The sequence below is a fragment of the Actinoplanes awajinensis subsp. mycoplanecinus genome (assembly GCF_001509495.1).
Classification (GTDB): domain Bacteria; phylum Actinomycetota; class Actinomycetes; order Mycobacteriales; family Micromonosporaceae; genus Actinoplanes; species Actinoplanes palleronii.
The window spans coordinates 99799-111868 of record NZ_LLZH01000299.1 but is presented as its reverse complement, the minus strand read 5'-3'; the positions used below and the strand labels follow the sequence as shown (position 1 = coordinate 111868).

Sequence of the window (12070 nt, the reverse complement as noted above, 5' to 3'; positions counted from 1 at the left end):
ACGCCGCCAGCCGGTCCACCTCGTGGAACTCCCGGGCCAGGGCCGAGGCCAGGTCGAAGCGGAACCCGTCCACGTGCATCTCGGTCACCCAGTACCGCAACGAATCCATGATCAGCCGCAGCGACTCGTGGTGCCGCACGTTCAGGCTGTTCCCGGTGCCCGTGGTGTCGTAGTAGAACTGCTTGTCGGTGTCGACCAGCCGGTAGTACGCCGGGTTGTCGACACCCCGGAACGACAGCGTGGGGCCGAGGTGGTTGCCCTCGGCGGTGTGGTTGTAGACCACATCCAGGATCACTTCGATGCCGGCCTGGTGCAGCGCCTTGACCATCGACTTGAACTCCTGCACCTGCCCGCCGCTGCCGCCGAACGAGGCGTAGCCGTTGTGCGGGGCGAAGAAGCCGATGGTGTTGTAACCCCAGTAGTTCGTGAGTCCGCGTTCGATCAGGCCGCTGTCGTGCACGAACTGGTGCACCGGCATCAGCTCGACGGCGGTGATCCCGAGGTTCTTCAGGTACTTGATCATCGCGGGGTGGGCGAGACCCGAGTACGTGCCCCGCACGTCCTCGGGGATGTCCGGGTGCCGGATGGTCATGCCCTTGACGTGCGCCTCGTAGATCACCGTCTGCCACATCGGCACCTTCAACGGGCGGTCGTTGCCCCAGTCGAAGAACGGGTTGATCACCACGGAGCGCTGGGCGAACGGCGCCGAGTCGAGGTCGTTGTACGACTCCGGCTCACCGAAGTTGTACGAGAACAGCGCCTGATCCCAGTCGTTGTTCCCGTCGATCGCCTTCGCGTACGGGTCGAGCAGCAACTTGCTCGGGTTGCACCGCAGCCCCCGCGACGGGTCGTACGGCCCGTGCACGCGGTAGCCGTACCGCTGTCCGGGGACGACCCGGGGCAGGTACCCGTGCCACACCAGTGCCTCGCGTTCGGGCAGGTCGACCCGGGTCTCGTTGCCGTCGTCGTCGAACAGACACAGCTCGACCCGCTCGGCGGCCTCACTGAAGATGGCGAAGTTCGTGCCGCCACCGTCGTAGGTCGCACCCAGCGGATACGGGTTGCCCGGCCAGATTTTCATGGAGCCCACCATGCCCACATCGTGTCTTCCGGGAAACACCGTGTCGATGTGACCAAGGTCCCGGACGTGGATTCGGCAGGTGCACGGGTACAACTGAGCCGTGCCCCGCCGCTACCTCGTCCTCGCGATCTGCTGCATGAGCCTGCTGATCATCAGCCTGGACGTCACCATCATGAACATCGCCCTGCCGGCCATCCGGGAGGACCTCGGCGCCTCGGTCTCCGGCTTGCAGTGGACCATCGACGCGTACACGTTGGTGCTGGCCAGCCTGCTGGTGCTGTCGGGTTCGACGGCCGACCGGATCGGGCGCCGCCGGGTGTTCCAGACCGGGCTGGCCGTCTTCACCGCCGGTTCCCTGCTGTGCAGCGTCGCGCCCGGCCTGGGCTGGCTGATCGCGGCCCGGATGCTGCAGGCGATCGGCGGCTCGATGCTGAACCCGGTGGCCATGTCGATCATCACGAACACGTTCACCGAGCCGCGCGAGCGGGCCCGGGCGATCGGCGTGTGGAGCGCGGTGGTCGGCTTCGGCATGGCGATCGGGCCGCTGGTCGGCGGTTTCCTGGTGCACGGGTTCGGCTGGCGGTCGATCTTCTGGATCAACGTGCCGGTCGGCGTCGGCGCGCTGATCCTCACCGCGCTGTTCGTGCCGGAGTCCCGGGCGCCGCGGCCACGGCGGCTCGACCCCGTCGGCCAGGTCCTGGTGTTCCTGCTGCTGGCCGGGATCACCTTCGGGATCATCGAGGGGCCGGGCGCGGGCTGGGTCTCCCCGCAGATCATCGGGTGCTTCGTGATCGGGATCGGCGCGCTCGTCACGTTGCTGTGGTGGGAGCCGCGCCGCGCGGAACCACTCATCGATCTCCAGCTGTTCCGCAGCCCGCCGTTCTCCGGCGCGGTGCTGATCGCGGTCTGCGCGTTCGGGGCGCTCGGCGGGTTCCTCTTCCTCAACACGCTCTACCTGCAGGAGACCCGCGGGCTGTCGGCGCTGCAGGCCGGTCTCTACACGCTGCCGATGGCCGGTGCGACCGCGCTGTTCTCGCCGCTGGCCGGCCGGCTGGTCGGCGCGCGCGGCACCCGGCTGCCGCTGCAGCTGGCCGGCGCCGGGATGGCGCTCGGCATGGTGCCGTTGACCTGGGCCGGCGCCGGCACCCCGATCTGGCAGCTGCTCGTCGGGTATCTGCTGTTCGGGATGGGGTTCGCGATGGTGAACACGCCGATCACGAACACCGCGGTGTCCGGGATGCCACGGGAACGCGCCGGGGTGGCCGCCGCGATCGCCTCGACCAGCCGGCAGGTCGGCAGCGCGCTCGGGGTCGCGGTGATCGGCGCGGTGCTGGCCAGCGGCAGCGGACAGGCCGGCTGGTGGATCCTGGTCGGGCTGGGCGTCGCGGTGCTGGTGCTGGGCCGGGCGAGCACCGGCGAGTGGGCACGCGGCCACGCGGCGCGGACACCGGAGACCGTGGCGTCGTGAGCGTCCGCTGAACGCTCACGACGTACCGGAAAAGGTCGAACCGCAGGCGGAAGCGGCCCGGCGGCGAACCGCCGGGCCGTCAAAGCAAAGATCAGGAGAATCAGTTCAGGAGAAGCGAAGATCAGGAGAAGCGGGTCGCGATCCAGTCGGCGACCAGGTCGGCGGAGAGGATCACCGAGGTGTCGTGGGTCGCCCCCGGGATAACCTCGAACTGGACCGGCTGGCTGTACGCCTGCAGCTGCGGGATCAGGTAGTCCGCGGTGATGAAATAGGGCACCGCTTCGTCGTCGGTCCCCTGCACGATCAGGATCGGGGCGCTCGGCGCGGTCTGCGCCGGATTGTCATACTGGGCGAACTTGGCCAGCACCGAGTTCGGCACCGTGCCGCCGACGACAAGCTGGGACGCGGTCAGGTTCTGGTAGGCGGCGAGGATCTCGTTGAGGCAGCCGGTGGTGAGCACACCCAGTTTGGCCTTGGCCGGCGCGGCCAGGATGGTCAGCGGCTGCACGCTCGGATCGACGGCGTTCAGTCCATACAGCGCCATCACCAGGTAACCCTGCCCCTCGGTGCCCGGGATCAGCGGCACCAGGATGTCGGTGTTGGAGACCGGCGCGATCGCCGAGGTGCCCTTGAGCACCAGGTTCCCGTCGTAGGACGGGGCGATCTGGCTGGCGAACAGCGCGCCCTGGCCGCCCTGTGAGTGGCCGTCGATGACGTACTGGGTGCTCAGCGCGGAGTCCAGGTTGCGGGCCGCCTTGACGCTGTCGATGATCGCCCGGGCCTCCGGGTTGCCGATCAGATACGGATGCGGCCCGGCGGTGCCCAGCCCCGGATAATCGGTGGCGGTCACCGTCCAGCCCCGGCTGAGCAGCTCGGCGACCGCGATCCGGGCCTCGTTCCAGAACACGCTCTGGTTGATCGAGGGCGCGCACTGGTAGGCCAGGCCGGTGGTGCCGTGCGCCCACGCGACCACCTTGTTCTTCTTCCCGGTCTTCGGCGTGAGCACCAGGCCGGTCGAGGTGGTGATGCTCCCGGTGATGGACGTGGTCACGTACTGGACGCGCTTCCCGGTGGCCAGTGCGGACAGCTCGGCCGGGAGGGTGGCGGCCGTGCTGGTCAGGACCGTGCCGGACGCCAGGGCCGCGGACGCTGGGTGAGCGGTCGTGACGGCCACCCCGCACACGCTCAGCAGCGTGGCGAGGAGTAGGCGAAGGATTTTGTTCATGGACACCCCGTTCCGAATGGGAATCTCCGAAGTAGATGATCGGCAGATGGCACAGCGTAATGCCGATCACAGCGAAGCGCTGTGCATTCACGGACAGAGATCCGTGACCCTTCAGACATCCGCGCACGTCACTAGGATGATGGCCGAAGATCATCAGAAAGATCGATTTAATCGGTCCTTCACATACGGTTATCCGGCAGCTATTAGATCATTCTCCGTCTCCGGGCCGACGTTCCTTCCGAAATACGTCTGATTTATCAGGATCGCTTTCGGTCTTTGTCACAATCTTTTTTTGTACGATGGTTAGATGGGCGGATGGCACGTCCCACCCTGTACGACGCGGCCGGCGGCGCCCCCGCGATGCTGGCCCTGGCGGCCGACTTCCACGCCCGGTGCCTCGCCGACCCGATCCTGGAGCACCCGTTCTCGCACACCGGCAACCCGGAGCACGTCCAGCGCCTCGCCGACTACTGGGGCGAGGTGCTCGGCGGCCCACCGGTCTTCTCCGCGCACGCCGGCGGCCACTCCGCGATGCTGCGGGTGCACGCCGGCCAGGGCGGGGACCACGCGCTCTCGACCCGGTTCGCGGAGGTGTTCGACGAAGCGGTCGTGGCCACGCTCCCGGCGGATCCGGCGCTGCGGGCGGCGCTGCACGACTACATGCTGGCCGCGGTCGCCGAGGTCGACACGTACATGCCGCCGTCAGCGGTCGTCCCGGAGAACGCCCGGATGCCGCACTGGTCGTGGCGGTAATCCGGTTGCCGCGTGCCGGATGATCCAGGCAGATGCCCTGACCGCCCGGGGTTTACTGCTTGGGCATCTCGATGACGTCGGTGGCGGCCGGCTCCTTGATCTCGGCGAAGGTCTGGCCGAACTCGGAGAAGGTCAGGCCCTCCGGCGCCGGGCGCTCCATCTTCAGCGGGTACGGCTCGCCCGTCGTCGCGACGTAGAGCACGGTGTCCTTGTCGTCGCCGTCGACCAGGCCGATGGCCGGCACGCCGTCGATCGTCTTGGCCTCGCCCTTGGTCAGCGTGCCGGACGGCTTGAGCAGCTCGTCGACATCGGCCGCGCCGAAGAACGCGCCGAGGCTGGTGTCCTGGCTGGACGGCTTGATCCACTTGGTGCCGACCGCCGAGCCGAGGGTCTTCGCCATCTGGCCGGACGAGTCCATCATCGTCCAGAACGCCGCGTTCGGGCGCATGTAACGGTTGCCGCCGACCGAGAGCAGCTCGAGCTTCGCGCCGCCGAAGTCGATCGAACCGCCGACGTCGGTGCCGGCGATCTTCAGGTCGAGGTTGGTCACCGACTCGTCCTGGCTGATCGCGCCCTTGACGTGGAACGACTTCGCGGCCTTGAGCGCGGTCTTGGCCTTGTCCAGGATCGCGGCGCCCTCCAGGTCGGCGATCCCGTTGCCGGCGGGTGCGGCAGACGCGGCGGCGGCCGGCGCCTTGTCGTCGTTGCTGCTGCACCCGGCGAGCAGGGCGGCGGTGACGGTGAGCGCGGCCAGGGCGGCGCGAGAGACGGCCTTCATGAGTGCGGTTTCCCCCGAGGGTATGTGGCGGCCCGGAGCTCAGGCCCCGGGTGTGCGGGCGTGAGGATATCGGGTCGCCACCGCACCACCTCGGATCGAGTGACCATGATCTCCGGACGCGGCTCGGCGGCGGGTTTCGCCGGGACACCGTGCCAAATCGGCGGGCACGGCGAATGATGGCCTGATGGACGAGATCGTGATCGGCCCGGTCGAACCGGACGACGCCGGGGAGCTCTTCACCCTGCAGCTCGCGGCCTACGTCGTCGAGGCGCAGACGTACGACGACCCGCACCTCCCGCCGCTGACCCAGTCCTTCGAGGAGCTGATCGCCGAGCTCGACGACGACCTGGCGCTGAAGGCCACCCGCGGGCACCGGATCGTCGGCGCGGTCCGTGGCCGGATGGACGGCACCGTCCTGCGCATCGGCCGGCTCACCGTCGCACCCGACCAGCAGGGCCTGGGCATCGGCAGCCGGCTGCTGGTCGCGATCGAGGAGGCCGCGGAGGGGCGCGCCGAGTGGTTCGCGCTGTTCACCGGCCACCTGAGCAAAGCGAACATCCGGCTCTACGAACGCCGCGGCTACGAGGAGACCCACCGCGAGCAGATCCGCCCCGACCTCACCCTGGTCCACCTCACCAAGGAGCACTGACCGTCCCGGCCCCCGGCTGGTGCCCAGGGGTGTCTCACGGCGGTGGAGACACCCCTGAGCAGCAGCCGAGGCCCGGAGGCGCGCCGCGGCCGGGAGCGGGCCGCGGCCTCGCGGCGGCCTCACGGGCGGGACTCGGCTCGTGGCCTGCGGACGGGCGCTCGGTATCCGTACCGGAAAATCAGTTTTGATAAACCGGGACCGGTGGCGCCGGGGCGGGGCCGAGCGGGGTCAGCCAGCGCTGGTAGATCTTGGTCCAGGAGCCGTCCGCGCGCATCGTGTCGAGGACGCCGTTGACGAAGCGGACCAGGTCCGGTGAGGTCTTGGCGATGCCGATGCCGGACGGCTCGTCGGAGCTGAACCTGCCGACCACCTCGGTCGACGGATCCTGCGCGGCGAGCCCGGCGAGCAGCACGTCGATCGTGGACACCGCGTCGACCTGGCCCTGCTGGAGCATGACCAGGCAGTCCAGCGTGCTGTCGGTGGCCACCGGGACCGGCTTGGACGGCTGGGCCGCGATGGTGACGATGCTGGTGCTGCCCCGGGTCGCGCACACCTTGCGGCCGGCCAGGTCGGTGAACTCGCGGATCCCGGAGCCGCGGCGGACCAGCAGGCGCTGGTGCGAGGTGAGGTATTCCGTGGAGAACGACACCTGCTGCCAGCGTTCGCAGGTCATCGACATGGTCCGGACCACCATGTCGACGCTGCCCTTCTGGATCACCGGGATCCGGTCGGCCGTGGTGATCGCCTGGAACTGGATCTTGTCGGGGTCGCCGAAGATCGCCTTGGCCACCGCGTGCGCGATGTCGATCTCGAAGCCGACCAGCTCGCCGGTGGCCGGGTCGCGGTAGCCGAACAGGTACGCGTTCTGGTCGATCCCGACGATCAACCGGCCCCGGGCGGCGATCTTCGCCATCGTGCTGCCGGCCGGCATCCGGCCCGCCTTCGGCAGCGTGCCGGACGGGCGCAGGCTGGCCCGCGGCACACAGTCCGGCACCGGGGCGGCACTCGGGACCACCGCCGGGTCCTGCACGTTCTCCGGCAGCGGCAGAGCGGCCCGGGCGCCCGAGGTCGGCGGCTGCGGGCGGGCCTCGGCGCTACAGCCGGCGACCACGGCGAGCACCATGACCAGGGCGAGGATCGACCTACCAGCGGTCATCGGTACTCTCCGATCCGGGGACGGAACCCCAGCACGATCGCGGTGACCAGCCCCGCGGTGAGCAGCAGCAACCCGACCTCGAGCCCGGTCAGCGCGCCCCCGCCGTGCCCGGCCTGCCGGTCCACCCGGTCGTTGGCGGTGGCCAGCGCGCTGGTCATCGCGGCGTCCAGTTCCGTGAAGGCCGCGCCGGTCGCGCTCGCCTTCGCCACCGCGGCCAGGTAGTCGCCCTTGTCGTCGAGCGCCCGCATCCCGTCGTGCAGCTCACCCCACCGGACCGCGTGGTCACGGGCCGCCAGGATCACCGCCCGGTCCGCTTCCGGTGCCCGGTCGGCGGCCGTGCCGAGCAGCCCGGCCAGGTCCTGTGCGACCACCCGGTAGTCCTTCTCGAACGCGGCGCCACTGCCCCGGGCGATCAGCGTGAGCGCCTCGTCGGCCCGGGCCTGCAGGGCGGCGCGCCGGGCACCGGCCAGCACCGAGACCAGCGCCGAACCGTCACCCCGGCCCGCGTCGACCCGGCTCGCCGCGGCGCTCAGCCCGGCGGCCGACCAGACCAGCGCGAGCAGCGCGACGAGGCTCGCCGCGACCAGCCCGAGGTTGAACACCCGGTTGGTCCGGCGGGCCAGCAGCACCTGGGCGTAGACCAGCCCGGCCACGGTGAGCAGGCCGAGCAGCAGCACCGCCCAGGGGAAGCCGACCGCGTCGCGCTGCGCGGCGGACAGCCGGCCCTGCGCCGACTCGAACAGGCCCTGCGCCTGCGGCAGCAGCGTGTGGCGCATCAGCCCGGACGCCTCCCGCAGGTACGCCCCGCCGAGCGGCACCCCGAGCCGGTTGTACGACCGGGCCGTCTCCACCAGTCCGGTGTAGACCGGCAGCTGATCGGTGAGCACCGCGAGCCGGGCCGCGTCCGCGTCGTCGGCGTTCCGGGTCGCGGCGGTCAGCGCCGCACCCGCCCGGGCCAGGTCGTCGAGGTAGCGCTGCCGCAGCTCGGCCGGCTCGGCGCCGCTGGTGAGGAACGCGGTGGCCGCGGTGGCGTCCGCATCGGACAGTGACCGGTACAGATCCTGCACGCCGACGCTGAGCGGCCCGGTCACCGCAGTGATGTCCCTGGTCAGCGCGGCCCGCTGGTGCACGGTGGCCAGCGCGGTCCCGCCGAGGCCCAGTCCGAGCACGATCAGGGCAGCGGCGATCAACCGGTACAGGTCCGGTGTGGTCAGACGGCGATCGACAATCGGCAACGCCCACCCCCGAGATGACACCGACGACTGCCGATGACGATACGGTGCGGTGGCAACACCCCGAGTGATCAGATGCGGCCGATCAGATGGCGCAGGTCACGGGTCGTCCCGGTGGACGACCGGGCCGCCAGGATGCACGTGTCGTCGTCCGGGTTGGCCCGGCGCAACCGGCCGACCAGCTCGGCGAGCGGCTGGTGCGGCGCGATCCGGACGGCGTCGTCGACGGCGGCGATCACGGCGTCCAGCCCGGCGTCCAGGCTCTGCCCGCGGTACTCGATCAACCCGTCGGTGTAGAGCAGCAGGACGTCGCTGGGGAGGAACGCGGTGACCGCAGAGCCGTACCGGGCGTCCTCGAGCACGCCGAGCATCGGACCGGCCGGGCGGGACAGCGGCACGGTCCGGCCGTTGCGGCACAGCAGCGGGGGCGGGTGCCCGGCCTGCGCCCAGGTCAGCTCCTGCCGGAACGGGTCGAACCGGGCGATCACCGCGGTCGCGGCCAGCTCCGGGGTCTCCCGTTCCAGCTCGCAGGTGAGCCGGTTCAGGTTGGTGAGCAGGGTGGCCGGGTCGCCGTCGACGACGGTCAGCGCGCGCAGCGCGTGCCGCAGCTGAGCCATGTTGCTGGCCGCCTGGGTGCCGTGCCCGGCCACGTCGCCGACCGCGAGCAGCACGGTGCCGTCGCGCAGCTCGGCCGCGTGGTACCAGTCCCCGCCGACCATGGTCTCCTGCCCGGCCGGCAGGTAACGGACCGCGGCCTTGAGCCCGGGCAGCTCGATCGGCTCGTCCGGTATCGGCAGGATGATCTCCTGCAGCTTCAGGGCCAGGTCGTGCTCGGCGCTGGCGGCCTGCCGCTGCTCCTCCAGCTGGAGCTCGACCTCGGCCAGGTGCTGCGCGCTGACGTGCTGGCCGGTGACGTCCTGGACGATGCCGAAGAGCCGGATCGGCCGGCCCTCGGCGTCCCGGACGGTGTCGGCGACGGTCCGCAGCCGCCGGATCCGGCCACCGATCCGGACCCGCTTGATCAGCTCGAACCGGTCCTTGCCGCCGGACGCGGCGAGCACGGCCTCGCGCATCGACAGGTCGTCGGTGACCCCGGTGCGCCGGCCCTCGGTCAGGCTCAGCGGGCCGAGCGCCGGATCCCGTTGGTAGATCCGATAGAGCTGCGGCGACCAGTAGATCTCACCGGTGACCAGATCCCACTCGCCCCAGCCGAGGTTCGCCAGCTCCTCCACCTCGGCGAGCCGGTCGACGACCAGGCCGGCCGAGCCGAGCGGCGGCGGACCGTCCGCGCGGTCCAGCACGGCGATCACCCGCGCGGCCACGTCGGCCGGATCGCAGCGATGCTCGGCCGCCACCCGCAACAGATGGCGGTACGCGTCGACGACCCGGCAGCGGGCCCGGCCGGCGAGCAGGCCGACCGCTCGTTCGACGGCGGCCGCCCGCTCGGCGACCGCTACCGACTGCTGCCCGCTCAGCGTCTGACCGCCCACACGTGTCCTTCCCCGTCCACTGTCCGGGTTCCAGACTTACGCGAGCGCACCGGCGATCACATCCCCCGATCATCCGGGCCCGGCCGCTGCCTGCGGCCTTCCACGCCCGGGTCACCCGGTCGGGCGTCCGGCTTTCGGGGGGCCCACGGGGATAGATCGGCGGCTAAAGCTCGAAGAGGTCCCGCACCGCGTCGGCCAACCGGGCCATGCTGGCACCGGTCACCATGCCGATCCGCTCGGCGCCGACCGAGGCCGGCAGGCGGCGCATCCGGTTCACCACCACGACCCCGGTGATCGGATCCTGCTCGGTGAGGGCGACCGCGAACGGCGGGAGCTCGGTCACGCCCCGCTGCCGGACGATCGGCGCACAGTACGGCGAGGCATTGTCCCGCTCGTTGTAACTGTCGGTGGAGAGCACCAGCACCCGGTAGCGCAGATCGGATCGGTCACCGATCGTCCAGATCTCGCCCCGGCGCACGTCAGCACCGACCGGATGACGGCACGGTCCGGTTCGGCATGGCAGGAAGCGTACCGCCGCACTGATCCGCGCCCCGGCGGTGGGGTGCACGGATCACCGTTACGCTCGGTGGCGAGCTGTTCATTACGTGGACGTGATCGAACTGTCGCCCGCCGGATCCCGTAGAACTGACCGCGGGGCCCGTCACGGGCCGGTTACGAAAGGACGCAGGAATGTCGCAGAAGGCGCAAATTGGAGTCACCGGCCTTGCGGTGATGGGCCGCAACCTGGCCCGCAACTTTGCCCGGCACGGTCACACCGTGGCGTTGCACAACCGGTCCTACGGCCGCACCAAGGAGCTGGTCGAGGAGTTCGGTCATGAGGGCACGTTCCTGCCCGCGGAGAGCGCGGAGCAGTTCGTGGCGAGCCTGGAACGCCCGCGCCGCGTGGTGATCATGGTGAAGGCCGGCCCGGCCACCGACGCCGTGATCGACGAGTTCGCCCCTCTCCTCGAGGAGGGCGACATGCTGATCGACGCGGGTAACGCGCACTTCGCGGACACCCGTCGCCGGGAGGCCGCGCTCAAGGCCAAGGGGCTGCACTTCGTCGGTGCCGGGGTGTCCGGTGGCGAGGAGGGCGCGCTGCACGGGCCGAGCATCATGCCGGGCGGGCCGAAGGAGTCCTACGAGGCGCTCGGGCCGCTGCTCGAGGACATCGCCGCGAAGGTCGACGGGGAGCCGTGCTGCGTGCACGTCGGCCCGGACGGCGCCGGTCACTTCGTGAAGATGGTGCACAACGGCATCGAGTACGCCGACATGCAGCTGATCGCCGAGGCGTACGACCTGCTGCGCCAGGTCGGCGGGCTGTCGCCGCAGGAGATCGCGGGCGTGTTCGGGGAGTGGAACGAGGGGCGGCTCGGGTCGTACCTGATCGAGATCACCGCCGAGGTGCTCAAGCAGAACGACGCGGACACCGGCAAGCCGTTCGTCGACGTGGTGCTGGACCAGGCCGAGCAGAAGGGCACCGGCCGCTGGACCGTACAGGCGGCGCTGGACCTGGGTGTGCCGGTCTCCGGCATCGCCGAGTCCGTTTTCGCCCGGGCGCTCTCCGGCGGCGCCGACGCCCGCAAGGCCGCCGCCGACGCGGGCCTGCCGGGTCCCTCGGCCGGTGCCGAGCACGTCGGCGGCGACCTCAGCGCCGACGTCGAGCAGGCGCTGTTCGCCTCCAAGATCGTGGCGTACGCCCAGGGCTTCCAGCAGATCCAGGCGGCCAGCAAGGAATACGACTGGGAGATCGACCCGGGCGCGATGGCCAAGATCTGGCGGGCCGGCTGCATCATCCGGGCCAAGTTCCTGGACTTCATCAAGCAGGCCTACGACAAGAACCCGCAGCTGAGCACGCTGCTCGTCGACGAGTACTTCCTCGACGCGGTCAGCGGCGCGCAGGACGCCTGGCGCCGCGTCGTGGTCACCGCGGCGCAGCAGGGCATCCCGGCGCCCGGCTTCGCGTCCGCGCTGGCGTACTACGACGGCCTGCGCGCCAAGCGCCTCCCGGCCGCGCTGATCCAGGGCCAGCGCGACTTCTTCGGCGCGCACACGTACCACCGGATCGACAAGCCCGGCTCGTTCCACACCCTGTGGGCGACCGACGACCGCGCCGAGGTCGACGCCTGATCCGCTGACCGTTCCGCAATGAGCCGCGCCCCGGCCGTCCGCTCGGCAAAGCCGACGACTGGGGCGTCTCACTGCCCGCCCCCGATTGCTGCGGATCCGCGCTGGTCC

General features: G+C 70.6%; 11 protein-coding genes. 4 read left to right on the top strand and 7 right to left on the bottom strand.

Features of this window, described 5'->3' with window-relative positions:
* Positions 1-1081: glycogen debranching protein (locus tag ADL15_RS35815; protein ID WP_269748411.1), on the bottom strand; the 1081-nt coding region annotated here is incomplete at its 3' end.
* Positions 1082-1181: 100 nt separating this feature from the next.
* Here ADL15_RS35815 and ADL15_RS35810 point away from each other — a divergent pair.
* Positions 1182-2549, top strand: a complete 1368-nt coding sequence (locus ADL15_RS35810; RefSeq protein WP_067700676.1) for an MFS transporter — start codon at positions 1182-1184, stop codon at positions 2547-2549.
* Between the two features lie 121 nt (positions 2550-2670).
* Here ADL15_RS35810 and ADL15_RS35805 read toward each other — a convergent pair whose 3' ends face one another.
* Entirely contained in the window at positions 2671-3774 is a 1104-nt protein-coding gene (locus tag ADL15_RS35805) for an alpha/beta fold hydrolase (protein ID WP_067700703.1), read from the bottom strand.
* 315 nt (positions 3775-4089) lie between these two features.
* Here ADL15_RS35805 and ADL15_RS35800 point away from each other — a divergent pair, with 315 nt between their 5' ends.
* A complete protein-coding gene (locus tag ADL15_RS35800) occupies positions 4090-4527 on the top strand; it encodes a globin domain-containing protein (RefSeq protein WP_067700673.1) in 438 nt (145 codons plus the stop codon).
* Between the two features lie 52 nt (positions 4528-4579).
* Here ADL15_RS35800 and ADL15_RS35795 read toward each other — a convergent pair whose 3' ends face one another.
* Entirely contained in the window at positions 4580-5305 is a 726-nt protein-coding gene (locus ADL15_RS35795; RefSeq protein ID WP_067700671.1) for a hypothetical protein, read from the bottom strand.
* Positions 5306-5489: 184 nt separating this feature from the next.
* Here ADL15_RS35795 and ADL15_RS35790 point away from each other — a divergent pair, with 184 nt between their 5' ends.
* Positions 5490-5954, top strand: a complete 465-nt coding sequence (locus tag ADL15_RS35790; RefSeq protein ID WP_067700668.1) for a GNAT family N-acetyltransferase — start codon at positions 5490-5492, stop codon at positions 5952-5954.
* A gap of 178 nt (positions 5955-6132) precedes the next feature.
* Here the strand turns inward: ADL15_RS35790 and ADL15_RS35785 are convergent, their stop codons facing one another.
* The 4 genes from ADL15_RS35785 to ADL15_RS35770 all read right to left on the bottom strand — a co-directional run bounded on the left by ADL15_RS35785 (position 6133) and on the right by ADL15_RS35770 (position 10310).
* Positions 6133-7110: a glutamate ABC transporter substrate-binding protein gene (locus tag ADL15_RS35785; protein WP_067700665.1), complete on the bottom strand. Its 978-nt coding sequence runs from the start codon at positions 7108-7110 to the stop codon at positions 6133-6135.
* Positions 7107-8345 (bottom strand): hypothetical protein, encoded by a 1239-nt coding sequence (locus ADL15_RS35780; RefSeq protein ID WP_157441812.1) that lies wholly within the window; start codon positions 8343-8345, stop codon positions 7107-7109. The genes ADL15_RS35785 and ADL15_RS35780 overlap by 4 nt, the downstream gene beginning before the upstream one ends.
* Positions 8346-8413: 68 nt before the next feature.
* Positions 8414-9832: a PP2C family protein-serine/threonine phosphatase gene (locus ADL15_RS35775; protein WP_067700658.1), complete on the bottom strand. Its 1419-nt coding sequence runs from the start codon at positions 9830-9832 to the stop codon at positions 8414-8416.
* A 163-nt stretch (positions 9833-9995) separates the two neighbouring features.
* Complete coding sequence (locus ADL15_RS35770) at positions 9996-10310, bottom strand: type II toxin-antitoxin system PemK/MazF family toxin (RefSeq protein ID WP_067700656.1); 315 nt, start codon at positions 10308-10310, stop codon at positions 9996-9998.
* A 212-nt stretch (positions 10311-10522) separates the two neighbouring features.
* Between ADL15_RS35770 and gndA the strand changes: the two genes are divergently transcribed.
* Entirely contained in the window at positions 10523-11962 is a 1440-nt protein-coding gene (gndA, locus tag ADL15_RS35765) for an NADP-dependent phosphogluconate dehydrogenase (protein WP_067700653.1), read from the top strand.
* Positions 11963-12070: the final 108 nt, after the last annotated feature.

Coding starts and splice junctions, on each gene's coding strand:
- ADL15_RS35805 (WP_067700703.1), bottom strand. CDS start 3,774: ATGAACAAAATCCTTCGCCTACTCCTCGCCACGCTGCTGAGCGTGTGC.
- ADL15_RS35800 (WP_067700673.1), top strand. CDS start 4,090: ATGGCACGTCCCACCCTGTACGACGCGGCCGGCGGCGCCCCCGCGATG.
- ADL15_RS35795 (WP_067700671.1), bottom strand. CDS start 5,305: ATGAAGGCCGTCTCTCGCGCCGCCCTGGCCGCGCTCACCGTCACCGCC.
- ADL15_RS35790 (WP_067700668.1), top strand. CDS start 5,490: ATGGACGAGATCGTGATCGGCCCGGTCGAACCGGACGACGCCGGGGAG.
- ADL15_RS35785 (WP_067700665.1), bottom strand. CDS start 7,110: ATGACCGCTGGTAGGTCGATCCTCGCCCTGGTCATGGTGCTCGCCGTG.
- gndA (WP_067700653.1), top strand. CDS start 10,523: ATGTCGCAGAAGGCGCAAATTGGAGTCACCGGCCTTGCGGTGATGGGC.